This window comes from Pseudomonas sp. PA1(2017), assembly GCF_001945375.1.
Classification (GTDB): Bacteria; Pseudomonadota; Gammaproteobacteria; order Pseudomonadales; family Pseudomonadaceae; genus Aquipseudomonas.
Genome location: NZ_MSXU01000009.1, coordinates 1,104,416 through 1,129,198, shown reverse-complemented (window position 1 = coordinate 1,129,198; position 24,783 = coordinate 1,104,416). Strand labels below are relative to the sequence as shown.

Below are 24,783 nucleotides of genomic sequence, written 5' to 3'. Positions count from 1 at the left end.
AGTTTTTGCGCGATGCGGCGTTACTCGATGGCTCATTTGGCCTGCCAAACTTCGCATCTCGTGCCTTGCCTCGCGCAAGAACTGGCTCCGGCGCGGCCGTGCGTGAAACGGGAACAGGCCCTAGCATCGCCGATAACAACAACAAGGATCATCGATGTGAGCCCAACTGGAAAATCCATCCTGCTGGTCGACGACGACCAGGATATTCGGGAACTGCTGCAAACCTACCTCGGGCGTGCCGGCCTGCAGGTGCGCACCGTGGCCGATGGCGCCGGGTTTCGCGAGGCGCTCTGCGAAGGCGGCGCCGACCTGGTGATTCTCGACGTGATGCTGCCCGACGAGGACGGCTTCAGCCTGTGCCGCTGGATCCGCGAGCACCAGCGTTTCGCCCAGGTCCCGATCATCATGCTGACCGCCAGCTCCGACGAGGCCGACCGGGTCGTCGGCCTCGAGCTGGGTGCCGACGACTACCTCGGCAAGCCGTTCAGCCCCCGCGAGTTGCTGGCGCGTATCAAGGCGCTGCTGCGCCGGGTCAATTTCGCCCATGAGCGTAGCGCGGACGTGCTGGTGTTCGACGAGTGGCGCCTGGACATGGTCAGTCATCGGCTGTTTCACCTCGACGGCGAGGAAGTGCTGTTGTCCGGCGCCGACTTTGCGCTGCTCAAGCTGTTTCTCGATCACCCGCAACAGATTCTCGACCGCGACACCATCGGCAACGCCACCCGCGGCCGCGAGATGATGCCGCTCGAACGCATCGTCGACATGGCCGTGAGCCGCCTGCGCCAGCGCCTGCGTGACACCGGCAAACCGCCGCGGCTGATCCGCACCGTACGTGGCAGCGGCTACCAGCTGGCCGCCGCCGTCAGTGCGCAGGCCGGCAATGCGCGCTGACTGGCGTCGGCTGGTGCCGATTCCACGTTCACTGCTGGGCCGCATGCTGCTCCTGACCTTGCTCTCGGTGCTGGCGGCGCAGACGTTGTCCAGCGCCATCTGGCTGTCGCAATTGCGCGCCACTCAGCTCGAAGGCCTGGTCACCACGGCGCGCAGCCTGGCCCATTCGATGTCGGCCAGCGTGCGTTATTTTCGTTCGCTGCCGGTGGCCTATCGACCGATGGTGCTCGACCAGTTGCGCAGCATGGGCGGCACCCGCTTCGTGGTCAGCCTCAACGACCGGCCCTTGACCATGCACCTGCTGCCCGAAACGCCGCGCAAGCTGGCGGTGACCGAGGCGGTCAGCGAGGTGCTGCGCGCTTCGTTAGGCAACAAGGCGGACATTTCCGTGACCTTCGTCAGCCCGGATGACCTGCGCATTTTCAATGGTGGCCTGAAACTCGACGAGTTACCGCGCTCCTGGGCCCATTACGCCCTGACCCTGGAGCCGGTCAACCCGCCGGTACTGGTCACCCAGATCCAGCTGGCGCCCGGCGAGTGGCTGTATATCGCCTCGCTCTTGCCAGAGCCCTACACCAGCCTGGAGGAGCCGGTACTGCCGGCCCAGCAGCTGTGGTTCATCCTGCTCAGCAGCGGCTTTCTGCTGTTGTTCATCGGCATTCTGGTGCGCTGGCAGAGCCGGCCGCTCAAACGCCTGGCGCGCGCTGCGCGGCACATGTCGCTGGGCGCCGACATCGAGCCGGTGGAGGAGGCCGGCGGGCGTGAAGTGGTGGAGGTGGCGCGGGCCTTCAACGCCATGCGCGAGCGCATCAGCCGCTACCTGACCGAGCGTGCCCAGCTGTTCAGCGCCATTTCCCACGACCTGCGTACGCCGATCACCCGGCTGCGGCTGCGCGTCGAACTGCTCGACGACGAAACCCTGCAGACCAAGTTCGGCCGCGATCTCGACGAGCTGGAACTGCTGGTCAAGGGCGCGCTGCAGTGCGTCAAGGACACCGACATCCACGAGAACATCGAGTCGGTGGACCTCAACCAGCTGCTGCACTGTCTGGTCGAGCCGTACCTGGCACCGACCGGCAATGGCCGGGTGACCCTGCACGGCGAGGCCAGCGCCGAATACCTAGGCAAACCCCTGGCGTTGCGGCGCTGCATCGGCAACCTAGTCGACAACGCGCTCAAGTACGGCCACCGCGCCCATCTGCACGTCGAGGACGATTTCGAGGCCTACGTGCTGCACGTCGACGACGAGGGGCCGGGGGTACCCGAGCAGCGCTTCGAGCAGGTGTTCGAGCCGCACTTTCGCCTGGCCGGGCAGCAGCAGGGTTATGGCCTGGGCCTCGGCATCGCGCGCAACATCGCCCATAGCCATGGCGGCGAAGTGAGCCTGCAGAACCTGCGCGAAGGCGGGCTGCGAGTGACCCTGCGCCTGCCGCGGATGCCGGATTGAATGTCACCGCCCCGTGACAAAGCAGCCGGCCTTCGTTACTTGGCGGTAGGTAGCCGCCAGTAGACTCGTCATGAGCCGTTTGACGATTTGTATCCGCCGGTGCCTGCACAGCCTCTCTTAGCCTGGGTTAGCCAAAGGCGTAACCCAGGTTTTTGACGGACCCGGGTATCACTGCGCTCAACCCGGGCTACCGACTGATGCGGCCATTTTCCGTCTGTATGGAATAACAACAATGACGATCACACCCGTACTCCCCGCTGACAGCTGGCTGGTGAAGCCCGCCCATCAGGCCTGGCTGAATGCCGAAGGCGTGCGTCTGCTGCCGTTCGCCCGTGCGGCGAAAGTCGAGCATGGCTTCGCCGCCCTCGATGCAAGGGGCGCGTTGGCGCCTGATGCCGTCGCCGAGCTGATCCACACCACGCGCATGACCCACTGCTTCGCCCTGGCCCATCTGCAAGGCATTGCCGGCTATGGCGAGCTGGTCGATCATGGCGTCACTGCACTGCAGGGCCGGCTGCGTGACGAGGTGGCCGGCGGCTGGTTCGCCGATGCGACCCGCCAGAGCGACAAGAGCGCCTACCTGCATGCCTTCGTGGCCCTGGCCGCCAGCTCCGCCCAGGCGGCTGGCAGGCCCGGTGCCAGCGAGCTGCTGGACGAAGCGATCGGCATCCTCGAGCGGCATTTCTGGAGTGAGGAGGAGGGCGCGCTGCGGGAGAGCTTCAGCCGCGACTGGTCGCAGGAGGAAGCCTACCGCGGCGCCAACAGCAACATGCATGGCGTGGAAGCCTTCCTCGCCCTGGCCGACGTCACGGGCGACAGCGTCTGGCTGCAGCGCGCGTTACGTGTCGCCGAGCGATTGATCCACGGGCATGCCGCCTCCCGCGGGCACGTGGTGGTCGAGCATTTCGACCGTCAGTGGCAGGCGCTGCCCGACTACAACACCGATAACCGCGCCGATCCGTTTCGCCCCTATGGCAGCACGCCCGGGCACAGTTTCGAATGGGCGCGCCTGTTGCTGCATCTGGAGGCCGCCCTGATGCGCACCGGACTGGAAGCACCCGCCTGGCTGCTGGACGACGCGCGCGGTCTGTTCACCAGTGCCTGCCGCGATGCCTGGTTGGCCGACTGTGCGCCGGGGCTGGTCTACACCCTCGACTGGCAGGCGCGGCCAGTGGTGCGTGCGCGGCTGCACTGGGTGCAGGCCGAAGCCAGCGCGGCGGCCGCGGCGCTGCTGCGGCGCACCGGCGAGGCGGATTACGAGCAGTGGTACCGGCGCTTCTGGGAATTCACCGCCAGCCATTTCATCGATCTGCAAGCGGGCAGCTGGCACCATGAACTCGATACCGGCAACCGCCCGGCTGCCAGCATCTGGCCAGGAAAGCCCGACCTGTACCACGCCTACCAGGCCGTGCTGCTGCCGCGCGTGGCGCTGGCGCCGAGCCTGGCCACGGCATTGGCCGCCATGTAACGGCGTGGTGACATTCACGCATCGCTTCGTTACTTGGCGGCCCGCCAACCCTGATTACACTCCCTGCAACGCAAGCGCCATGACTTGCCGCTAACAACAAGAAAGGTACTTCGATGAACGCGATCACCCGTCTCGCTACTGCCGTTTCTCTCGCTTCCCTGTTCCCCCTCACCGCGCTGGCGGCCGACTCCAAAGGTACGGTCGAAGTCGTGCATTGGTGGACGTCCGGTGGCGAAGCGGCAGCCGTGAAGGTCCTGCGTGAGCTGGTCGAGAAGGACGGCTACACCTGGAAGGACAGCGCCGTGGCCGGCGGTGCCGGCTCGGCCGCCATGACCGTGCTGAAGACCCGTGTGGTCTCCGGCAACCCGCCAGGCGCCGCACAGATCAAGGGGCCGGATCTGCAGGAGTGGGGCGCGCTGGATCTGCTCGCACCGCTGGACGACGTGGCCAAGGCCAACAACTGGGATGGCCTGCTCTCGAAAACCGTCGCCAATACCATGAAGTACGACGGCCATTACGTGGCCGTGCCGGTGAACATCCACCGCGTCAACTGGCTGTGGATCAACCCGGCAGTCTTCAAGAAGGCCGGCATCGACAAGGCGCCGACCACCCTGGACGAACTCTACGCCGCTGGCGACAAGCTCAAGGCCGCCGGTTTCACGCCACTGGCCCATGGCGGCCAGCCATGGCAGGACAGCACCGTTTTCGAAGGCCTGGTGCTTAGCATCATGGGCGCCGAGGGCTACCACAAGGCGTTCGTCGAGAACGACGAGGCGACCCTGACCAGCCCACAGATGGCCGAAGTGTTCACCGCGCTGAAAAAGCTCTCCACCTACATGGACGACAACCGTGCCGGGCGTGACTGGAACCTGGCCACCGCCGAAGTCATCGACGGCAAGGCCGGCATGCAGATCATGGGCGACTGGGCCAAAAGCGAATGGACCGCCGCCGGCAAGGTCGCCGGCAAGGACTACCAGTGCGTACCGATGCCGGGCACCGCGGGCAGCTACACCTACAACATCGACTCCATGGCCATGTTCAGGCTGAAGAAAGAGGGCGACATCGCCGCCCAGCATGCCCTGGCGCGCATCGCCCTGGAGCCCGAGTTCCAGTACGTGTTCAACGAGAACAAGGGCTCCATCCCCGTTCGCTCGGACCTGGACATGAGCAAGTTCGACAGTTGCGCTCAGGCCTCCATGAAGGATTTCCAGGAGGCCGATAAGGCCGGCAAGCTGGAACCGAGCATGGCCCACAGCATGGCCACCAACCTGGCGGTGCAGGGGGCGATCTTCGATGTGGTCACCAACTTCATGGCCGACAAGAACGCCGACCCGAGCAAGGCCGGTGCGCAGATGGCTGCGGCGATCAAGTCCGCGCAGTAGCGTGAAGCGGGCCGCTGCCCTGCGGCCCGCCTGATTTCACCATCCGTTCGTGCGACAGGCACCGCGTCTGTCGCTGGCGGAGTTCGTCCCGAATTTCTCTACACACGGTAGGCCCGATGAGTGTCACGACGGTAATCGGCAAGGCTTCACCCTTCGATGCGCTGCAGCGCTGGCTGCCCAAGCTGGTACTGGCGCCCACCATGCTGGTGGTGCTGGTGGGGTTCTACGGCTACATCCTGTGGACGGCGGTGCTGTCGTTCACCAATTCCAGCTTCATGCCCAGCTACAAGTGGGTGGGCCTGCAGCAATACCTGCGGTTGATGGACAACGACCGCTGGTGGGTCGCCAGCAAGAACCTGATGGTCTTCGGCGGCCTGTTCATCGCCATCAGCCTGGTCATCGGCGTGCTGCTGGCGGTGCTGCTGGATCAGCGCATTCGTCGCGAAGGCGTCATCCGCACCATCTACCTGTACCCCATGGCGCTGTCGATGATCGTCACCGGCACCGCCTGGAAGTGGCTGCTCAACCCCGGCCTGGGCCTGGACAAACTGCTGCGCGACTGGGGCTGGGAAGGCTTCCGTCTGGACTGGCTGGTGGACCCCGAGCGGGTCGTCTACTGCCTGGTGATCGCGGCCGTGTGGCAGGCCTCGGGCTTCGTCATGGCGTTGTTCCTGGCCGGGCTGCGCGGCGTCGATCAGTCGATCATCCGCGCCGCCCAGGTCGATGGTGCGAATCTTCCGACCATCTACCTGCGCATCGTGCTGCCGAGCCTGCGCCCGGTGTTCTTCAGTGCGGTGATGATCCTCGCCCACATCGCCATCAAGAGCTTCGACCTGGTCGCGGCGATGACCGCGGGCGGGCCCGGCTACGCCTCCGATCTGCCAGCGATGTTCATGTACAACTTCACCTTCAGTCGCGGGCAGATGGGCATCGGCTCGGCCAGCGCCATGCTGATGCTCGGCGCGATCCTGGCGATCCTGGTGCCGTACCTCTACTCGGAATTGCGAGGCAAGCGCCATGACTAAGGCCTTCAGTCCAAGCCGCCTGGCGATTCACGCCACCCTGTTGTTCGCCGCCGCGCTGTACCTGGTGCCGCTGGTGGTGATGCTGCTGACCAGCTTCAAGACCCCCGAGGACGTGCGCGCCGGCAACCTGCTGTCGCTGCCCGACGCCTTCACCCTGATCGGCTGGGTCAAGGCCTGGGACGTGGTCGGCGGGCACTTCTGGAATTCGGCGAAGATGGCCATTCCGGCGGTGCTGATCTCCACTGCCATCGGCGCGCTCAACGGCTACGTGCTGTCGATGTGGCGCTTTCGCGGCTCGCAGCTGTTCTTCGGCCTGCTGCTGTTCGGCTGCTTCCTGCCGTTCCAGACCATTCTGCTGCCAGCCTCGTTCACCCTCGGCAAATTCGGCCTGGCCAACACCACCACCGGCCTGGTGCTGGTGCACGTGGTCTACGGCATCGCTTTCACCACGCTGTTCTTTCGCAACTTCTACGTCAGTGTGCCGGATGCCCTGGTCAAGGCCGCGCGCCTGGATGGCGCGGGGTTCTTCACCATTTTCGGGCGCATCCTTTTGCCCATGTCGGTGCCGATCATCATGGTCTGCCTGATCTGGCAGTTCACCCAGATCTGGAACGATTTCCTGTTCGGCGTGGTGTTCGCCAGTGGCGATGCCCAGCCGATCACCGTGGCCCTCAACAACCTGGTGAACACCAGCACCGGGGCCAAGGAATACAACGTGGACATGGCCGCGGCGATGATCGCCGGGCTGCCGACCCTGCTGGTTTACATCCTGGCGGGCAAGTATTTCCTGCGCGGCCTCACGGCTGGCGCGGTAAAGGGTTGAAAGCTGCTGCGCTCGCTCGCGGCACTTTCGAAGTGGAGAGAAGTAAATGGCAACGCTCGAACTGCGCAACGTCAACAAATCCTACGGCAGCGGCCTGACGGACACGCTGAAAAGCATCGACCTGAAGATCGACGATGGCGAATTCCTGATCCTGGTCGGCCCGTCGGGCTGCGGCAAATCCACCCTGATGAACTGCATCGCCGGGCTGGAGAGCATCAGCAACGGCGCCATCCTGGTCGACGATGCAGACATCAGCGGCATGAGCCCCAAGGATCGTGACATCGCCATGGTGTTTCAGTCCTACGCGCTGTACCCGACCATGAACGTGCGCGACAACATCGCCTTCGGCCTGAAGATGCGCAAGCTGGCCCCGGCGGCCATCGACGAGGAAGTGGCGCGCGTCGCCAAGCTGCTGCAGATCGAACACCTGCTGGGGCGCAAGCCCGGCCAGCTCTCCGGCGGCCAGCAACAGCGCGTGGCCATGGGCCGGGCCCTGGCGCGGCGCCCGAAGATCTACCTGTTCGACGAGCCGCTCTCCAACCTCGACGCCAAGCTGCGGGTGGAGATGCGTACCGAAATCAAGCTGATGCACCAGCGTTTGAAGACCACAACGGTCTACGTCACCCACGACCAGATCGAAGCCATGACCCTGGGCGACAAGGTGGCGGTGATGAAGGACGGCGTGATTCAGCAATTCGGCACCCCACAGCAGATCTACAACGATCCTTCCAATCTGTTCGTGGCGAGCTTCATCGGCTCGCCACCGATGAATTTCATTCCCGTGCAGGTGCAGCGTCGCGACGGGCAGGCCTGGGCCGTGCTGGCGTCTGCCGAGGGGCGTTGCGAGCTGCCTCTGGGCGAGCTGCCCGAGGGCGCGGAGCAGGGCGAATTGCTGCTCGGCGTGCGCCCCGAGCAGGTGCAACTGGCGAGCGGCCTGGCGCAGGCCCATACGCTGGCCGCCCAGGTAGAAGTCACCGAGCCTACCGGGCCGGACACCCTGGTGTTCGTCACCGTCAATGACAGCAAGCTGTGCTGCCGCCTGGCGCCCGATCAGGCGCCGCCGGTGGGCCAGCGCCTGGAGCTGCACATCGATGCGGCGCGGGCACTGCTGTTCGATGCCAAGAGCGGCGAGCGCGTACGGCCCCTGGCCCGTACGGCGCAACCAGGCAACGTCACCTCGTTAACGAATCGTTGAAAAGGAGTCGGCCTCGTAGTCCTGATGCCGGCATTGCAAAGCGGTAACAACAATAAAAACAGCAGGAGAGGATATGAAACGATCAACGGGTTTCGGCCTGGTCATGGCGCTGGGCTCCCTGACTCTGCCGGTCACGGGTATGGCGCTGGAGTTCAGCGGCTACGTGCGCAGTGGTGCCGGCACGGCCGATGGCAATGGCCGACAGTCGTGCTTCCAGCTGCCGGGCGCACGCTCCAAGTACCGTTTGGGTAATGAGTGCGAGCAGTACGCCGAGCTGGATCTGCGTCAGGATCTGTTCACGCTCGACGACGGCTCGGTGCTGAGCATCGAAGGCATGGCGCAGCTGTTCAACGAGTACGGGCACACGCCGAAATTCACCGGTGACCACGGTACCGCGCGGATGAACCAGATGTACGCCGAGTGGAGCAACATGCCGGCGCTCAACGGCGGCTCGCTGTGGGCCGGGCGGCGGTTCTACAAGCGTAACGACATTCACATCTCCGACTTCTACTACTGGAACCAGAGCGCCACCGGTTTCGGTATCGACGAGATGAAGATCGGTGATTACAAGTACAGCTACGTGTTCTCGCGCAAGGACAGCTACGACCAGAAGGAATACATCAACCGCCATGACTTCAACGTCGGCGGCTTCGTGACCAACCCGGGCGGCGAGATCGAGGTGGGCGTCAGCTACGTCGACAAGCCATCCTCGGTGGACGACTCTCACAGCGGCTGGGCGGTGACCGGGCAGCACGTGCAGAAGAACTTCCTCGGCCTGGGCGGCGACAACAAGTTTGCCCTGCAGTACGGCGAGGGGCCGGGCACCGGCCTGGGCTACACCGGCGACCCGACCCTGGATCGCAGCGCCAAGAGCTGGCGCGTGGTCGAGTTCTTCGACTTCCAGATGACCCCGCGCCTGGGCGGTCAGGTGCAGGCCGTGTACCAGAAGGACAAGCGTGAAGACGGCGGCGACCAGGATTGGTGGTCGGTGGGCGGGCGCACCAGTTACGCCTTCACCCAGCAGTTCAAGCTGGTCGGCGAGATCGGCCATGACCAGGTTGACGCTTCTGGCGGCACCCGCAAACTGAGCAAGTTCACCATCGCGCCGACCTGGTCGCCGAACGGCCCCGGCTTCTTCGAGCGTCCGGAAATTCGCCTGTATTACACCTACGCCACCTGGAACAAGGCGGCGCAGGAAGCGGCGAACCTGCTGGCCGAAGGCTCGGCGCTGTCCGACACCGGTGCCTTTGGCAGTGCGCGCAATGGCTCCAACTTCGGTGTGCAGGTGGAGTACTGGTGGAAGTAGGGCGCTAGGCTGAGCGGCTCCCCGGAGGCCGGAGCAACGGCGTTTTGCAGCACTTCACTTACCCTGCGTACTTCCCATCGCGCAGGGTGAGTGGGGCTCTGTCTTTGCCTGGCGGTTGGTCTGCTTTACGGAGCACGCAGCTGACGACGGCACGGTTTCCGCTTGGGCGACCCGCGATGCCAGGGCTTCGAATCCTGATGCCGTTCGGGTTCAGTCTTGCTCTTCGCTGGCTGGATAACGGCTGGCGTTGAGGCTTTCCTTGATCTTGCGCAGGTGCGGCTGGAAATCCGCGCCGCGGCGCAGGGTCATGCCGGTCGCCAGTACGTCCAGCACCGTCAATTGAATGATGCGCGAGGTCATCGGCATGTAAATGTCGGTGTCCTCGGGCAGCGGGATGTGCACGCTGAGGCTGCAGGCCTGGTCGAGCGGGGAGCCGGCGGCGGTCAGGCCGAGCACCGAGGCGCCATTTTCCCGGGCCAGGCGGGCCACCTCGACCAGTTCGCGGGTGCGCCCGGTGTAGGAGATGATCACGAACAGATCGCCGGTATGCGCCACCGAGGCGAGCATGCGCTGCATCAGCACGTCGGCGTGGGCGGACACCGCCAGGTTGAAGCGAAAGAATTTGTGCTGGGCATCCAGAGCCACCGGCGCAGAGGCGCCTAGGCCGAAGAAGTGGATCTGCCGGGCCTGGATCAACAGGTCGACGGCGCGGCTGACCAGGTTGGCGTCCAGGCTCTGCCAGGCGCTGTCCAGCGAGGCGATGGCGCTGCCGAAGATCTTGCGCGTATAAGCCTCGGGGCCGTCGTCTGCTTCCACCGCACGGCTCACGTACGCCGCGCCACTGGCCAGGCTCTGTGCCAGCTGCATTTTCAATTCCGGGTAGCCGTTGACGCCGAACGAGCGGCAGAAACGGTTGACCGTCGGCTCGCTGACCTGGGCGGCCTGGGCGAGGGCAGCGATGCTCAGGCGGGTGGCCTGCTGCGGATTGAGCAGTATCACTTCGGCGACCTTGCGTTCGGCCTTGTTGAGGCTCTCGAGGCGGCCCTGGATCTGTTCGAGAAGATTGCGCACGCGATCCATTGTTGTCCTTGTCCGATAAAATGCCGGGTTAATCCTAAGCCGGGGCTGGTCAACTGGCTACCGGTACCGTGCACTCTACGAATATGTTGTGTTTATTACTACATTTTTGGTTGCGCGATGCCGGGTTACCCGCTATCAATAGGGCAACTTGATAGAAGAACAAAGATCATGTCGATGATTCCCGTTGAGCCTTGTACACTCGCTCTGTTCGGCGCCCTGGGCGACCTGGCGTTGCGCAAGCTGTTTCCCGCCCTCTACCAGCTCGACCGCGCCGGTTTGCTGCACGAGGATACTCAGCTGCTCGCGCTGGCGCGCGATGGCGGCGACCCTGACAAGCACCTGAGCACCATCGATGCGCACCTGCGTCGCTACCTGCCGGCCACCGAGCTGGACGAGGCAGCGATGCAGCGCTTCCAGGCGCGCCTGCGTTACCTGAGTATGGAATTCCTGCCGCCGGACAACTACCCGCAACTGGCCGAAATGGTCGGCAGCGGTCGCCAGCTGATCGCCTATTTCGCCACACCGGCCTCGGTGTACGGCGGCATCTGCGCCAACCTGGCAGCGGTCGGCCTGGCCGAGAACACCCGGGTGGTGCTGGAGAAACCCATCGGCCATGACCTCGATTCTTCGCGTGCGGTCAACGATGCGGTGGCGGCCTATTTCCCGGAAAGCCAGGTCTATCGGATCGACCATTATCTGGGCAAGGAAACGGTGCAGAACCTCATTGCCCTGCGCTTCGCCAACAGCCTGTTCGAGACCCAGTGGAACCAGAACCACATCACCCACGTGGAAATCACCGTGGCGGAAAAGGTCGGTATCGAAGGCCGCTGGGGCTACTTCGACAAGGCCGGCCAACTGCGCGACATGATCCAGAACCATTTGCTGCAGTTGCTCTGCCTGATCGCCATGGATCCGCCGGGCGACCTGTCCGCCGATGCCATCCGTGATGAGAAGGTCAAGGTGCTCAAGGCCCTCGAGCCGATGACCGCCGAGCAGCTTTCGCGCCACGTTGTGCGCGGCCAGTACGTGGCCGGCACCAGCGATGGCAAGGCCGTTCCCGGCTACCTGGAAGAAGAAAATTCCAACGCCCAGAGCGACACCGAAACCTTCGTCGCCCTGCGCGCCGACATCCGCAACTGGCGCTGGGCCGGCGTGCCGTTCTACCTGCGCACCGGCAAGCGCATGGCGCAGAAGCTGTCGCAGATCGTCATCCACTTCAAGGAACCGCCGCACTACATCTTCGCGCCGGAGCAACGCCAGCTGATCGGCAACAAGCTGATCATCCGCCTGCAGCCAGACGAGAGCATTTCCTTGCAGGTGATGACCAAGGACCAGGGGCTGGACAAGGGCATGCAGCTACGCAGCGGCCCGCTCCAACTGAATTTTTCCACCGCTTACAAGAGTGCGCGGATTCCCGATGCCTACGAACGTTTGCTGCTGGAAGTGATGCGCGGCAACCAGAACCTGTTCGTGCGCAAGGACGAGATCGAGCACGCCTGGCAGTGGTGCGATCAGCTGATCGCCGGCTGGAAGAAACTCGGCGACCCGCCCAAGCCGTACGTCGCCGGCACCTGGGGGCCGATGAGTTCCATCGCCCTGATCACTCGCGATGGGAGGGCCTGGTATGGCGATCTCTGACCTCGAATTTCCCGTGGGCGTGGTCGCCCGCAGTCACAGCGACGCGCAGCACCTGGCGAGCGCGCTGGCCGAGAACGTGGCTGGCGCGCTGCGCGCTGCCATAGACAGCCACGGCCAGGCGACCTTGGTTGTATCCGGTGGGCGCAGCCCGATCGCTTTCTTCAAGGCGCTCGCGCAACAGCCGTTGCCCTGGGCCAAGGTGCTGGTGAGCCTGGCAGACGAGCGCTGGGTGCCAACCAGCCACGAGGACAGCAACGAGGCGCTGGTGCGCCGTCACCTGCTGCAGGGGCCGGCTGCCGAGGCCCGGGTGCTGGGGCTGTATCACAGTGCAGGCAGCCTCGAGGAGGCGGCCGAACTCACCGAACAGGCGCTGCGTGACTTGCCAGTCATCGACGTGCTGGTACTGGGCATGGGTACCGACGGGCATACTGCCTCGCTGTTTCCAGGCAGCCCGAACCTGGAGCAGGCGCTCAGCGACGAATGCCCGCGTCGTTGCTTGCCGATGTTGGCGCCGAGCGTGCCGCACCAGCGCCTGACCCTGACCCTGCCGCTGCTCAGGGCGGCCCGCCTGCCGCTGCTGGCGATCGAGGGGGCGGGCAAGCTCGCGGTGCTCGAGCAGGCTTTGCAGCAAGACAATCATAAGAACATGCCGATCAGCGCGTTTCTGCGCGCGCCGCTCGAAATCTACTGGTGCCCTTAGGCCCGAAAGGAACACGACCATGACACAAGCCATCAGCCGTCCAGCCCCGACCATGGCGGAAAAGATCGAAAGCATCGACGCGCTCTGCGCCCGTGCGCGGATCATGCCGGTGATCACCATTGCCCGTGAGGAAGATATTCTGCCGCTGGCCGACGCCCTGGATGCCGGCGGCCTGCAGGTGCTGGAAATCACTCTGCGCTCGCCCCATGGCCTGACCGCCATTCGCCGCCTGCGTGAAGAGCGCCCGCACCTGTGCGTGGGTGCCGGCACGGTGCTCGATCGCCATATGCTCGAAGCGGTGGAGGAGGCCGGCGCCCAGTTCATCGTCAGCCCCGGCTCCACCGACGAACTGCTGCGTGCTGCGCTGCAGAGCCAGGTGCCGATGCTCCCAGGCGTGGCCAGTGCCTCGGAGATCATGGTCGGTTATGCCCTGGGCTATCGCCGCTTCAAGCTGTTCCCGGCCGAAGTCTGTGGCGGTACCGCCGCGCTCAAGGCGCTGGGCGGCCCGTTTGGTGACATTCGCTTCTGCCCGACTGGCGGTGTCGGCCCAGCCAACGTACAAAATTACATGGCGCTGCCGAACGTGATGTGCGTGGGCGGCAGCTGGATGCTCGACAGCAGCAAAGGCTGGGACGCCGTACGCCAGGCCAGTGCCGACGCCCTGGCACTGCTGGGCTGAATCACGGCCCGCCACGTGCGGGCGTGCTTGAACGTTTCCGTCGCCGGCTCGATGCCTCTGTCGCGCCGGCGTCTCTATTTTCCGAGGTTCGCGAATGACCCTGCGCATCAGCAAAGACACTCGCCTGTGCATGTCGCTGTCCGGGCGGCCCGGTAACTTCGGCACGCGTTTCCAGAACTACCTGTACCGCGAGCTGGAGCTGGATTACCTGTACAAGGCCTTCACCACCACCGATCTGCCGGCGGCCATTGGCGGCATCCGCGCTCTCGGCGTGCGCGGCTGTGCGGTGTCGATGCCGTTCAAGGAGGCCTGCATCGAGCACCTCGATGGCTTGCACGACTCGGCGGCGACGCTGCAGTCGGTCAACACCATCGTTGCCGACGAAGGCCGCCTAACGGGTTACAACACCGACTACAGCGCCGTGGTGAAGCTGCTCCAGAAACACGGCGTGCCGGCGGCCAGCCGCTATGCCTTGCGTGGCAGCGGCGGCATGGCCAAGGCCGTGGCCTGCGCGTTGCGCGACAGCGGCTTCACCGACGGTTGCATCGTCGCCCGTAACGAAGCGGCGGGCAGGGCACTGGCCGAGCAGTGCGGCGTGCAATGGCGTGAGGCATTGGACGACGAGCCAGCGCAGCTGCTGGTCAACGTCACGCCGCTTGGCATGCGTGGCGCCGAGGCCGACCAGTTGGCCTTCAGCGAGCGGGCGGTGGCGGCGGCGCAGTGGGTTTTCGATGTGGTCGCCGTGCCAGTGGAAACCCCGCTGATTCGCCTGGCCCGTTCCCTGGGCAAGCCAGTGATCACCGGCGGCGAAGTGATCGTGCTGCAGGCCGTCGAGCAGTTCGTGCTGTACACCGGCGTGCGCCCAGATGACGAGCTGATCGAACGCGCGGCGCGCTTCGCCCTGGCCGAGTAAGACGCTCAGGTCGCCGTCTCGCCCCGCGCGAATTCGACGGTGGCCGTGCCGTAAAACCGGCGGCGCAAGCACCTTTCGCCGCGGGTCGCGGCTCGCACACGGCGATCGCGACATCACGCGAATCGGGTGGGAGCGTCGTCCTCGGCGCGAACGATCATAGCCTTACCGCAAGAGCGATGTCGTACACACGATTCGCCGCGGGTCGCCGCTCTTACGCGGTAGCGGGTGCACAACCAATCATGTAGGAGCGTCGCCCTCGGCGCGAACGATCGTAGCCTTACCGAAAGAGCGATGTCGTACACACGATTCGCCGCGGGTCGCGGCTCCTACGTGGCCGCGGATGCACCGGCAATCGCGTGGGCGCGCCGCCCCGGCGCGAACCCTCTGCGCGCTGGTGAGCCAAGATGCCCGTACCGGCACTTTGCAAAACGGTGTCATTAAAGTTTGCACTTTCCGTTTCCCCGCCAAGTCGTAAAAGGTGTAGGGCATGGCGCTGCGTCGAGCGCTCTGCCAGACGCTGGCTTCGCCGTAGCGCCATGCCCTGCATCCGAACGGAACGCCTTATCCAGGCTTCCGAAGCCAGGTGCGTCGCTAACCGGCGGCCGCCGACAGACGAGCAAGGAGATAGCCATGGGCTTGGGAACCATACTGCTGATCATTCTGATCCTGATGCTGATTGGTGCCATCCCGGCATGGCCGCACAGCCGCAGCTGGGGCTACGGGCCTACCGGCGGCCTCGGGCTGGTGCTGGTCATCGTGCTGGTACTGCTGCTACTGGGCTACATATGAGCCAGCGCCTGCATCGTTGATGCAGGCGTCGCCGTCGGCGGTTCCCGCCGCTGACGGTGGCCCAGCCCCGCAACATCCCCTCATTTTCCACTCCGGAGGTCGCCTGCTTGGATCTGGTGATTGCGCGGCCCGAAGGCCTGTACTGTCCTCCCGGAGATTTCTATATCGACCCCTGGCGCCCCGTCGAACGCGCCGTCATTACCCACGGCCATGGCGATCATGCGCGCACCGGCAGCGCCCATTACCTGGCCGCAGCGCCGGGTGAGGGCATCCTGCGCACGCGCCTTGGGCGTGATATCAACCTGCAGACCCTGGCCTACGGCGAAACCATCGACCACCACGGCGTGACCCTGAGCTTCCATCCTGCCGGGCACGTGCTGGGATCGGCCCAGGTGCGCCTGGAGTACCGGGGCGAAGTCTGGGTCGCCTCGGGCGACTACAAGGTCGAGCCGGACGGCACCTGCGACCCGTTCGAGCCGGTGCGTTGCCATACCTTCATCACCGAATCGACTTTCGGTCTGCCGATCTACCGCTGGCAGCCCCAGGCGCAGATCTTCGCCGGCATCAATGACTGGTGGCGACAGAACCAGCAGGCCGGGCGCGCCAGCGTGCTGTTCTGCTACGCCTTCGGCAAGGCGCAGCGCATCCTTCATGGCATCGACGAAAGCATCGGGCCGATCCTCGGGCATGGCTCCATGGAACCGCTGCATCAGGTGTATCGCGATGCTGGCGTTTACCTGCCCGAAACGCGCTACGCCGGTGATGTGCCCAAGGGCGACCCGCTGCTGCGCCAGGCGCTGGTGCTGGCACCGCCGTCGGCTGGCGGCAGCACCTGGATACGCCGTTTCGGCGACTACAGCGATGCCTTCGCCAGTGGCTGGATGCTGCTGCGCGGCACGCGTCGGCGCCGCGGCGTGGACCGCGGTTTCGTGCTGTCCGACCATGCCGACTGGCCGGGCCTGCTGTGGGCCATCGAGCAGACCGGTGCCGAGCGGGTGATGGTCACCCACGGCTCGGTGAACATCCTCGTTCGCCATCTGCGTGAGCAGGGCCTGGATGCTCAGGCGTTCGCCACCGAATACGGCGAGGAAGACGACGCCGCTGCGGAGTCGACTTCATGATCGCCTTCGCGCAGCTGTATGCGCGCCTCGACGCCACCACCTCGAGCAACGCCAAGCTCGCTGCCCTGCAGGATTACCTGCGCGATGCCGAGCCGGCCGATGCCGCCTGGGCCGTCTACTTTCTGGCCGGTGGCCGGCCTCGGCAACTGGTGCCTTCGCGGCAGCTGCGCGAACTGGCGATGCAGCGTGCTGGCCTGTCCGACTGGTTGTTCGAGGAAAGTTATTCGGCGGTGGGCGACCTGGCGGAGACCATCGCGCTGTTGTTGCCCGAGGCCACCTCGACCTCCGGAGACGGCCTGGCGGTGTGGGTCGAGCAGAAGCTGCTGCCGTTGCGCGGCCTGCCGCCCGATGAACTGGCGATGCGCCTGGACGCCCTGTGGGCACAGCTCGACCGGCAATCGCTGATGGTCAGCATCAAGCTGATCACCGGCGCGTTCCGGGTCGGGGTTTCCAAGCTCTTGGTCACCCGCGCCCTGGCAGCCATCGCCGAGGTCGACGCCAAGCGCGTCGCCCAGCGCCTGGTCGGCTATACCGACCTGTCGAACCGGCCCACGGCGGCATCCTACGAACGGCTCATCGCTGCTGAATCCGAAGACGAGCACGCCCAGCGCGGCGGCCAGCCCTATCCATTCTTTCTCGCCCATCCGCTACAGCGCCCGCTCGAGGAATTCGACGCCAGCCTGGGCTCGCCCGGCGACTGGCTGATCGAGTGGAAGTGGGATGGCATTCGCGCGCAACTGGTCAAGCGCGACGGCCAGCTGTGGGTCTGGTCGCGGGGCGAGGAGTTGATCAGCGAGCGCTTTCCCGAGCTGCAGGAGTTGGCGCCGCTGCTGCCCGACGGCACGGTGATCGATGGCGAGCTGGTGGTCTGGCGGCACGCGCCGGAAGCCACCGCCAGGCAGGGCGAATTGATGGCCGCAGCGGCGCACGAGCCTGCCGAGCGCCTCAATGGTCAGGTCGAGGAGCAGCTCGAACGATTCGGCATTCAGCCGTTCGCCTTGCTTCAGCAGCGCATCGGCCGTAAGACCCTCAGCCGCAAGCTGCTCGAGGAAGTGCCGGTGGCGGTGCTCGCTTACGACCTGCTGGAGTGGCAGGGCGAGGACTGGCGCAGCCACCCGCAGCACCAGCGCCGTGCGCAGATGGAACAGGTGGTGGCCAATTGTGCCAGCCCTCGGCTGATGCCGTCGCCGCTGCTGCACGGCGAGACCTGGCAGGCGCTGGCCGAGCAGCGCGAAGCCTCACGCTCGCTGGGCGTCGAGGGCATGATGCTCAAGGCCCGTGAGTCGGCCTATGGCGTTGGGCGCAGCAAGGACGTCGGCGTGTGGTGGAAGTGGAAGATCGACCCGTTGAGCGTCGACGCCGTGCTGATCTACGCCCAGCGCGGCCATGGCCGGCGTGCCAGCTTGTACAGCGATTACACCTTTGCCGTATGGGACGGCGCACCGGGCGATCCCGAACGGCGCCTGGTGCCCTTCGCCAAGGCCTATTCGGGGCTCACCGACGAGGAGATGCGCAAGGTCGATGCCATCGTGCGCAAGACCACGGTGGAGAAATTCGGCCCGGTGCGCAGCGTCACACCCAGCCTGGTGTTCGAGCTGGGCTTCGAAGGCATCGCCCGTTCGCCCCGGCACAAGAGTGGCATCGCCGTGCGCTTTCCGCGGATGCTGCGCTGGCGCCATGACAAAGGTGTGGAGGAGGCCGATACCCTGGAGCTGCTGCAGGAATTGCTGCCATGAGCCTGGCCAGCACCTGGCTGCGGCGTAACGGCTGGAAGGCTTTCGATTTCCAGAAGGAGGTCTGGCAGGCGGTCGCCGATGGCCATAGCGGCTTGCTGCATGCCTCCACCGGCGCCGGCAAGACCTACGCGGTTTGGCTGGCCGCGCTCAATCGTTTCGCTGGTAAGGCGCCGCCGAAAAAGGCCGAAGGCAGCAAACGAGCGCCGCCAGCGGCGCCGTTGACGGTGCTGTGGATCACCCCGATGCGCGCCCTGGCTGCCGATACGCAGCGCGCCTTGCAGGCGCCGGTCGACGGCCTGGAACTGCCCTGGACGGTGGGCATGCGTACCGGCGACACCGGCAGCGCCGAGCGCCAGCGCCAGACGCGGCGCCTGCCCACGGCGCTGGTCACCACCCCCGAAAGCCTGACGCTGCTGCTGACTGGCGCCGACGCGAAAAACCAGTTCGCCCATGTCGGCATGCTGGTCGTGGACGAGTGGCACGAGCTGCTCGGCAACAAGCGCGGTGTGCAGTTGCAGCTGGCCCTGGCGCGGCTGCGCCGGTGGAATCCGCAATTGGTCGTCTGGGGGCTGTCGGCGACGCTGGGTAATCAGCCTCACGCTCTGGAGGTCTTGCTGCCCGACGGCAACGGGCGTCTGGTGCACGGCGAGCAGGGCGGCAAACCGCTGATCGACACCCTGTTGCCGCCGGCGGTGGAGCGCTTTCCCTGGGCCGGTCACCTGGGCTTGCGGTTGCTGCCCCAAGTGGTCGAAGAGCTGGAGAGCAGCAGCGTGAGCCTGGTGTTCACTAATACCCGCTCGCAGTCGGAGCTCTGGTATCAGGCATTGCTCGAGGCCCGGCCGGACTGGGCCGGGCTGATCGCCCTGCATCACGGCTCGCTGGCCCGCGAGGTGCGCGACTGGGTCGAGAACGGGCTCAAGCAGGGCAAGCTCAAGGCGGTGGTGTGCACCTCCAGCCTGGATTTGGGGGTCGACTTCCTGCCGGTCGAGCGGGTGTTGCAGATCGGGTCGGCCAAGGGCGTCGCCCGTTTGCTGCAGCGCGCCGGGCGCTCCGGCCATGCGCCCGGGCGCACCTCGCGCGCCACCCTGGTACCGACCCATGCCGTGGAACTGCTCGAGGCGGCGGCCCTGCAGGATGCGGTAGCGGCCGGGCGGATCGAGGCCCGTGAATCCCCCCATCAGCCGCTGGACGTGCTGGTCCAGCACCTGGTCAGCATGGCGCTCGGCGGTGGCTTCCGGCCTGACGATCTGCTGCTCGAAATACGCAGCACCTGGGCCTATCGCGACCTCGACGAGGCGCAGTGGCGCTGGGCACTGGCCTTCGTGCGCCAGGGCGGCGAGTCCCTGAGTGCCTACCCGGATTACCAGCGTGTCGAGCCGGACGCAGAGGGCGTGTGGCGGGTGCCAAGCCCGCGCCTGGCGCGGCGCCACCGGATGAGCGTGGGCACCATCGTCAGTGATGCCAGCCTGACCGTGAAATGGTGGAGCAAGGGCGGCGGTGGCGGTTCCCTGGGCAGCGTGGAAGAGGGTTTCATCGCCCGCCTGCGGCCCGGCGACGTGTTCCTGTTCGGCGGCCGCCCATTGGAGCTGGTGCGGGTCGAGAACATGACCGCCTACGTCAAGCGCAGCGCTGCCGGCAAAGCCAGCGTACCGCGCTGGAATGGCGGGCGCATGCCGCTTTCCAACACCCTGGCCGAAGCGCTGGTGGCGCGCTTCGGCGAGGCTGCTCAAGGCCGTTTCGAGGGCCCGGAAATGCGCCTGCTGCAGCCGCTGCTCGAGGTGCAGGCCAACTGGTCGGCATTGCCGTCGCCCGGCACGTTGCTGGCCGAAACCCTGCATTCGCGCGAAGGCTGGCACCTGTTTCTCTATCCCTTCGCCGGGCGCAACGTGCATCTTGGGCTGGCCAGCCTGCTGGCCTGGCGACTGGGCCAGCGGCGGCCGTTGAGTTTTTCCATCGCGGTCAACGACTACGGCCTGGAGCTGCTGTGCGCCAGTGAAGTGGAGTGGGGGCAACTGTTCGACGGCGAGCTGTTCGACGAGCGCGATCTGTTGCATGACGTGCTCGCCAGCCTCAATGCCGGAGAGCTGGCACAGCGGCGCTTTCGCGAGATCGCGCGGATTGCCGGGCTGGTGTTCGGCGGCTATCCCGGAGCGGGCAAGAGCCTGCGCCAGGTACAGGCTTCCAGCGGCCTGTTCTTCGACGTGTTCCGCCAGTACGACCCCGGCAACCTGTTGCTCGCCCAGGCCCATGACGAAGTGCTGAGCCAGGAACTGGACGTGCAGCTACTGCGCCACACCCTGGCCGACATGCGCGCCGCGCAGTTGAACCTGCACGCCTTGCGCCGCGCTACGCCGCTGGCGTTTCCGTTGATGGTCGAGCGCTTTCGCGAGCGGCTCAGCTCGGAAAAGCTCGCCGACCGCATCGCCCGCATGCTCGGCGAACTGGAGCGCGCCGCCGGGCCTGGCCCGCAGGTGGCGGACGCTCCTCTGGTCGAGGTCGAACCGGCAAGCCGCCGCCGCGAACGCAAGCGCAAGGATGGACGCCCGCGAGGCAAGGCCAAGGCCGGATCTGCATGAGTGCAGCTCATCTGGCAGTGGAGCTGGCCGAGGAAACCCTCTGGCTGCTGGCCGACAAGGCGCTGTACTGGCCGGCCCGCCAGGCGCTGCTGATCGCCGATGCGCATTTCGGCAAGGCGGCCACCTACCGCGTACTTGGGCAGCCGGTACCCCAGGGCACCACGGCGCGCAACCTGCAACGCCTCGACCGGATGCTGCAGGGCTATCCCACCCGGCAACTGATCTTTCTCGGCGACTTCCTGCATGCCAGGCCGGCGCGCGGTGGCAGCACCCTGGCCGCCTTGCAGGCCTGGCGAGCCCGTAATCCCGCCCTGCAGATCCTGCTGATACGTGGCAACCATGATCGCAGTGCCGGTGATCCCCCGGCCGAGCTGGGTATCGAGGTGGTGGGCGAGCCTTGGCCGATGGGGCCGTTTGCCTTGTGTCATGAGCTGACGAGCTGCCCGGGCCGCCACGTGCTCGCCGGGCACCTGCATCCGGTGTTCGTGCTGCGTGGGCGAGGGCGGGATCGGTTGCGCATGCCGTGCTTCTGCATCGAGCCGGCGGCAACCCTGCTACCGGCGTTCGGTGAGTTCACTGGCGGCTTGGCCATCGAGGCTACCATCCAGCGGGCCATTTATGGGGCGCTGGATGGTTCGGTGTGGCGCTTGGCCTGATTTTTCGTGCGACAGATCGTCACGTCTCGGGTAGTCGGAATACTGGCGATTTGCTGTTTGTCGGCGATACATCGTTGAACAATCGTGATTTATCTCCCACTACGAGCGTCAACTTTTCGCCCGCATGTTCACCCGTCAGATGAAACGATTCACCTGCCTCTAGTTATTTATCGGCCTGCCGATAGAATGCGTGCCGCTCAAAAAATCAGCCTGGTCCAACAATAACTCTCCAGCTGCTCTAACTCGGTTATAAAAGTCGGAGAACGATTGAATGAACAGCTGGTTTTCGAACATCAGCGTTACCTTGAAACTTGCCTTGGGCTTCGGCCTCGTGCTCGCACTCACCTGCATACTCGCGCTGACCGGCTGGACCAGCATGGGCAGCCTCATCCAGCGCAGTGACTGGACGGCCGACATCGCGCGCCTGAACGACACGCTGACCGACCTGCGCATCACTCGCCTGCAATACATGCTGGCCAACGGCGACGAGCAAATCGCCGAAACCGTGCAGAAGTCCCTCGATGGCTTCAAGGCTCAACACGGCCAGGTTCTTTCCAGCTTCAAGAGCCCGGAAAACGTGCGCCTGCTGCAGGCCCAGGGGGCGCAGATCGACGCGTACCAGCTGTCGCTGAACAAGATGCGTAGTGGCTACCGTGCCAGTAACGACGCCCGCCAGGAAATGACCCGCAATGCGGTGACCGCTGGCGAGGCGATCGACGAGATCAACACCGCGGTAATGAACCTGCCGCCCTACGATGACAGTCGCGCTGCGCAGTTCCAGGCCATTACCAAGGCCAAGGAAGACTGGCAACTGGTGCGTTATCAGGTGCGTGGCTACACCGGCACTCCAAACGCCGATGCCGAGCGCGCAGCCATCGCCCAGATCGATGCCACCATCAAGGATATGGAGTTCTTCCGCCAGGCATTCGCTGCCGAGCACCCTCAGCGCGTCAGCCAGGTCACCAGTGCGTTGGATAACTATCGCAACGCCGTCATGGCCTTCAAGAACGCCACCGAAACCATCGCCGTGGCGCGCAAGGAACTGACCGATGAAGGCTACGAGATCGTGCGCATCAGCAAGGAGCTGACCGCCATCCAACTGGAGCGCCGCAATAGCGAAACGGCCTCGGCCCGCACCCTGCAACTGAGCACCACGCTGATCGCCTTGCTGGTCGGCATCCTGGCTGCGTGGCTGATCACTCGCCAGATCACCCGCCCGCTGCAGGAAACCCTGGTCGCCGTGGAGCGCATCGCCGGTGGCGACCTGAGCCAGACCCTGCAGGTGACCCGTCGCGACGAAATGGGCGTGCTGCAGCAGGGCATCCAGCGTATGGGCAGCACCCTGCGGGACCTGATTGGCGGCATCCGCGATGGCGTCACCCAGATCGCCAGCGCTGCTGAGGAGCTGTCGGCCGTGACCGAGCAGACCAGCGCTGGGGTCAACAGCCAGAAGGTGGAAACCGATCAGGTGGCCACCGCCATGCACGAGATGTCCGCCACCGTACAGGAAGTCGCGCGCAACGCCGCCGACGCTTCGCGCGCCGCCTCCGATGCCGACCGCGAAGCCAACCAGGGCGACCGCGTGGTCGGCGAGGCCATCGCGCAGATCGAACGCCTGGCTGCCGAAGTGACGCGCTCCACCGAAGCGATGAGCCACCTGCAGCAGGAAAGCAACAAGATCGGCAGCGTGATGGACGTGATCAAGGCCGTGGCCGAGCAGACCAACCTGTTGGCCCTCAACGCCGCCATCGAAGCCGCCCGTGCCGGTGAAGCAGGCCGTGGTTTTGCCGTGGTCGCCGACGAGGTGCGTGGCCTGGCCCAGCGCACGCAGAAATCCACCGAGGAGATCGAGGAGCTGGTCGCCGGCCTGCAGCATGGCACCCAGCAGGTCGCCAACATCATGCACAGTAGCCGCGAGCTGACCGACAGCACCGTGGAGCTGACCCGCAAGGCCGGTGGTTCGTTGGAAAGCATCACCCGCACGGTGTCCAACATCCAGTCGATGAACCAGCAGATCGCTGCCGCTGCCGAGCAGCAAAGCGCAGTCGCCGAGGAGATCAGCCGCAGCGTGATCAATGTGCGCGACATCTCCGAGCAGACCGCGGCCGCCAGCGAGGAAACCGCCGCCTCCAGCGTCGAACTGGCCCGCCTGGGCAGCCAGCTGCAGCAGATGGTCAGCCACTTCCGCGTGTGATCGGGAAGCTTCGCTGACAAATGAAAAGGCCGTAGCTCCCAAGAGCTACGGCCTTTTCCGTTTTGGCGGCGGCGATGTTGCGGTGGCTTATTACCTGTTCACGATCTTTTTAGGTGGCTGCTGCAAGGCAGAAGCAGACACTCAAACCAGCCTGTGGGAGCCCCGACCTCGGGGCGAAACGATTGCAGTCTGACTGCCTATTTCGGCGGTGCCTGAGCGAATCGCCGCGAGGTCGCGGCTCCCACAACGGTTCGGATAACGGCTGCTTCCGCCACTTTGCAGGCAAAACGAAGGTCGTGAAGAGGCGGCTAGTGCGTGGCGATCCAGATCAGCAATCCCGCCTGGAACAAACAGAAGGCCACCAGGCAGGCAATGGTGAAACGCAGGCCGCCGTCTTCACGCTTGAGCTGCTCGAGGCGCTCATGCTGCTTGCGTAGTTGGGCGTCCTGTTCCTGCAGGTTCTGGTCGGCCAGTTGCAACATCTGCGCGGCGTCGAGCTGTTCGATGAACCTGACCTTCTCGTTGTTCCAGTCGCTGTGCAGGGCGCTGAGCCGCGGGGCGCTGTATTGCGCCTTGAGTTGATTCTCCTGGTAATCGACGCTGAAACCCTGTGCCTTGAGGCAGTGATCACGCCGCGCGCGAGCTTCGTCGTTGAGTGCGTCGCGGCTGGGCAGGGGGCCGCTTTCCAGGGTGTAGTGAGCACAGTGCTGTTTGGCCCAGGCTGCGGCCTGAGCCAGCAGAAAGCGGCCCAGGCCGCGGTTCTGCGGCTCCAGGCTCAGCCCGCTGTCGGGGCCGAAGCGGGCTTCCTTGGTACGGTGGTCGAGCCACAGTTCCAGCACGTTCTGTTCCTTGCGCACCTTCTGGCCGGGCAACTGCAGGCTCAGGCGCAGCAGGCTGTGCTCCTTGCTATGCCGCTCGACGCGGCCGAACTGCACGAAGCGCAGCGGGCGGGCGCCTGTGTGGCGGTCGACCGGCAGGGGCGACAGGCGCAGCAGGCGAAAATGTTCCGCGGCCAGGCCGGCCCAGGGATGGGACGGCTGGGGTTGTTCGCCCTCCGGCGTGGCGACGGCGGTGGTTTCGCTGTCGGTCATCTGGCGTTCCTCGACAAGCCGCACTGCTCGATGCAGGGCAGTCTGGGCGGACTCATGATTCCGAGGGGCAACC

The 24,783-nt window shown here is 65.3% G+C and carries 20 protein-coding genes and 1 pseudogene; 19 read left to right on the top strand and 2 right to left on the bottom strand.

The features are described from left to right. The first annotated feature begins 156 nt into the window (after positions 1–156). From BVH01_RS12080 to BVH01_RS12045, 8 genes are all read left to right on the top strand, one after another. Positions 157–891: a response regulator gene (locus tag BVH01_RS12080; RefSeq protein ID WP_075930542.1), complete on the top strand. Its 735-nt coding sequence runs from the start codon at positions 157–159 to the stop codon at positions 889–891. After that, positions 881–2,338: an ATP-binding protein gene (locus BVH01_RS12075; protein WP_075930541.1), complete on the top strand. Its 1,458-nt coding sequence runs from the start codon at positions 881–883 to the stop codon at positions 2,336–2,338. Before BVH01_RS12080 ends, BVH01_RS12075 begins: the two co-directional genes overlap by 11 nt. A 232-nt stretch (positions 2,339–2,570) precedes the next feature. Then, a complete protein-coding gene (locus BVH01_RS12070) occupies positions 2,571–3,806 on the top strand; it encodes an AGE family epimerase/isomerase (protein ID WP_075930540.1) in 1,236 nt (411 codons plus the stop codon). Positions 3,807–3,919: 113 nt separating this feature from the next. Then, a complete protein-coding gene (locus BVH01_RS12065) occupies positions 3,920–5,188 on the top strand; it encodes an ABC transporter substrate-binding protein (protein WP_075930539.1) in 1,269 nt (422 codons plus the stop codon). Between the two features lie 116 nt (positions 5,189–5,304). Further along, complete coding sequence (locus BVH01_RS12060; protein ID WP_075930538.1) at positions 5,305–6,213, top strand: carbohydrate ABC transporter permease; 909 nt, start codon at positions 5,305–5,307, stop codon at positions 6,211–6,213. Beyond that, positions 6,206–7,036 (top strand): carbohydrate ABC transporter permease, encoded by an 831-nt coding sequence (locus BVH01_RS12055; protein ID WP_075930537.1) that lies wholly within the window; start codon positions 6,206–6,208, stop codon positions 7,034–7,036. The genes BVH01_RS12060 and BVH01_RS12055 overlap by 8 nt, the downstream gene beginning before the upstream one ends. Positions 7,037–7,082: 46 nt before the next feature. Continuing rightward, positions 7,083–8,231 (top strand): ABC transporter ATP-binding protein, encoded by a 1,149-nt coding sequence (locus tag BVH01_RS12050; protein WP_075930536.1) that lies wholly within the window; start codon positions 7,083–7,085, stop codon positions 8,229–8,231. Positions 8,232–8,334: 103 nt separating this feature from the next. After that, on the top strand, positions 8,335–9,537 hold the full coding sequence (locus tag BVH01_RS12045; protein ID WP_371915603.1) for a maltoporin: 1,203 nt from the start codon (positions 8,335–8,337) through the stop codon (positions 9,535–9,537). A 210-nt stretch (positions 9,538–9,747) separates the two neighbouring features. On the opposite strand, the gene BVH01_RS12040 is transcribed toward BVH01_RS12045, so the two are convergent. Beyond that, on the bottom strand, positions 9,748–10,608 hold the full coding sequence (locus tag BVH01_RS12040; RefSeq protein ID WP_177344614.1) for a MurR/RpiR family transcriptional regulator: 861 nt from the start codon (positions 10,606–10,608) through the stop codon (positions 9,748–9,750). 177 nt (positions 10,609–10,785) lie between these two features. On the opposite strand from BVH01_RS12040, the gene zwf reads away from it, so the two are divergent. From zwf to BVH01_RS25200, 11 genes and pseudogenes are all read left to right on the top strand, one after another. Beyond that, complete coding sequence (zwf, locus tag BVH01_RS12035; protein ID WP_075930533.1) at positions 10,786–12,255, top strand: glucose-6-phosphate dehydrogenase; 1,470 nt, start codon at positions 10,786–10,788, stop codon at positions 12,253–12,255. Beyond that, positions 12,242–12,955 (top strand): 6-phosphogluconolactonase, encoded by a 714-nt coding sequence (pgl, locus tag BVH01_RS12030; RefSeq protein WP_075930532.1) that lies wholly within the window; start codon positions 12,242–12,244, stop codon positions 12,953–12,955. Before zwf ends, pgl begins: the two co-directional genes overlap by 14 nt. A gap of 19 nt (positions 12,956–12,974) precedes the next feature. Next, positions 12,975–13,634 carry a bifunctional 4-hydroxy-2-oxoglutarate aldolase/2-dehydro-3-deoxy-phosphogluconate aldolase gene (locus BVH01_RS12025; RefSeq protein WP_075930531.1) on the top strand — a complete coding sequence of 220 codons (660 nt, stop codon included), beginning with the start codon at positions 12,975–12,977 and terminating at the stop codon, positions 13,632–13,634. Positions 13,635–13,728: 94 nt separating this feature from the next. Further along, positions 13,729–14,547: a shikimate 5-dehydrogenase gene (locus BVH01_RS12020; RefSeq protein WP_075930530.1), complete on the top strand. Its 819-nt coding sequence runs from the start codon at positions 13,729–13,731 to the stop codon at positions 14,545–14,547. A gap of 630 nt (positions 14,548–15,177) precedes the next feature. Further along, positions 15,178–15,336, top strand: coding sequence for a DUF3309 family protein (locus BVH01_RS12015; RefSeq protein WP_004373322.1), 159 nt, complete (start codon positions 15,178–15,180; stop codon positions 15,334–15,336). 107 nt (positions 15,337–15,443) lie between these two features. Next, entirely contained in the window at positions 15,444–16,457 is a 1,014-nt protein-coding gene (locus BVH01_RS12010; RefSeq protein WP_075930529.1) for a ligase-associated DNA damage response exonuclease, read from the top strand. Next, the gene (locus BVH01_RS12005) at positions 16,454–18,193 is read left to right on the top strand and encodes an ATP-dependent DNA ligase (protein WP_075930528.1); all 1,740 of its coding nucleotides are present in this window, start codon (positions 16,454–16,456) and stop codon (positions 18,191–18,193) included. Before BVH01_RS12010 ends, BVH01_RS12005 begins: the two co-directional genes overlap by 4 nt. Continuing rightward, positions 18,190–20,769 (top strand): ligase-associated DNA damage response DEXH box helicase, encoded by a 2,580-nt coding sequence (locus BVH01_RS12000; RefSeq protein ID WP_075930527.1) that lies wholly within the window; start codon positions 18,190–18,192, stop codon positions 20,767–20,769. Before BVH01_RS12005 ends, BVH01_RS12000 begins: the two co-directional genes overlap by 4 nt. Further along, positions 20,766–21,425 carry a ligase-associated DNA damage response endonuclease PdeM gene (gene pdeM, locus BVH01_RS11995; protein WP_075930526.1) on the top strand — a complete coding sequence of 220 codons (660 nt, stop codon included), beginning with the start codon at positions 20,766–20,768 and terminating at the stop codon, positions 21,423–21,425. The genes BVH01_RS12000 and pdeM overlap by 4 nt, the downstream gene beginning before the upstream one ends. A 376-nt stretch (positions 21,426–21,801) precedes the next feature. Further along, positions 21,802–22,716, top strand: a pseudogene (locus BVH01_RS25205) (methyl-accepting chemotaxis protein); the annotation flags it as partial. Between the two features lie 9 nt (positions 22,717–22,725). Beyond that, on the top strand, positions 22,726–23,619 hold the full coding sequence (locus BVH01_RS25200) for a methyl-accepting chemotaxis protein (protein ID WP_371915602.1): 894 nt from the start codon (positions 22,726–22,728) through the stop codon (positions 23,617–23,619). A 308-nt stretch (positions 23,620–23,927) separates the two neighbouring features. Here the strand turns inward: BVH01_RS25200 and BVH01_RS11985 are convergent, their stop codons facing one another. Further along, positions 23,928–24,710 (bottom strand): hypothetical protein, encoded by a 783-nt coding sequence (locus BVH01_RS11985; RefSeq protein ID WP_075930524.1) that lies wholly within the window; start codon positions 24,708–24,710, stop codon positions 23,928–23,930. Between the last annotated feature and the right edge of the window lie 73 nt (positions 24,711–24,783).

Bases quoted from the DNA above. Each gene is read 5' to 3' on its own strand.
- BVH01_RS12075 (WP_075930541.1), top strand. From the start codon at position 881: ATGCGCGCTGACTGGCGTCGGCTGGTGCCGATTCCACGTTCACTGCTG.
- BVH01_RS12070 (WP_075930540.1), top strand. From the start codon at position 2,571: ATGACGATCACACCCGTACTCCCCGCTGACAGCTGGCTGGTGAAGCCC.
- BVH01_RS12065 (WP_075930539.1), top strand. From the start codon at position 3,920: ATGAACGCGATCACCCGTCTCGCTACTGCCGTTTCTCTCGCTTCCCTG.
- BVH01_RS12060 (WP_075930538.1), top strand. From the start codon at position 5,305: ATGAGTGTCACGACGGTAATCGGCAAGGCTTCACCCTTCGATGCGCTG.
- BVH01_RS12055 (WP_075930537.1), top strand. From the start codon at position 6,206: ATGACTAAGGCCTTCAGTCCAAGCCGCCTGGCGATTCACGCCACCCTG.
- BVH01_RS12050 (WP_075930536.1), top strand. From the start codon at position 7,083: ATGGCAACGCTCGAACTGCGCAACGTCAACAAATCCTACGGCAGCGGC.
- BVH01_RS12045 (WP_371915603.1), top strand. From the start codon at position 8,335: ATGGCGCTGGGCTCCCTGACTCTGCCGGTCACGGGTATGGCGCTGGAG.
- zwf (WP_075930533.1), top strand. From the start codon at position 10,786: ATGTCGATGATTCCCGTTGAGCCTTGTACACTCGCTCTGTTCGGCGCC.
- pgl (WP_075930532.1), top strand. From the start codon at position 12,242: ATGGCGATCTCTGACCTCGAATTTCCCGTGGGCGTGGTCGCCCGCAGT.
- BVH01_RS12025 (WP_075930531.1), top strand. From the start codon at position 12,975: ATGACACAAGCCATCAGCCGTCCAGCCCCGACCATGGCGGAAAAGATC.
- BVH01_RS12020 (WP_075930530.1), top strand. From the start codon at position 13,729: ATGACCCTGCGCATCAGCAAAGACACTCGCCTGTGCATGTCGCTGTCC.
- BVH01_RS12015 (WP_004373322.1), top strand. From the start codon at position 15,178: ATGGGCTTGGGAACCATACTGCTGATCATTCTGATCCTGATGCTGATT.
- BVH01_RS12005 (WP_075930528.1), top strand. From the start codon at position 16,454: ATGATCGCCTTCGCGCAGCTGTATGCGCGCCTCGACGCCACCACCTCG.
- BVH01_RS12000 (WP_075930527.1), top strand. From the start codon at position 18,190: ATGAGCCTGGCCAGCACCTGGCTGCGGCGTAACGGCTGGAAGGCTTTC.
- pdeM (WP_075930526.1), top strand. From the start codon at position 20,766: ATGAGTGCAGCTCATCTGGCAGTGGAGCTGGCCGAGGAAACCCTCTGG.
- BVH01_RS25200 (WP_371915602.1), top strand. From the start codon at position 22,726: ATGGGCGTGCTGCAGCAGGGCATCCAGCGTATGGGCAGCACCCTGCGG.
- BVH01_RS11985 (WP_075930524.1), bottom strand. From the start codon at position 24,710: ATGACCGACAGCGAAACCACCGCCGTCGCCACGCCGGAGGGCGAACAA.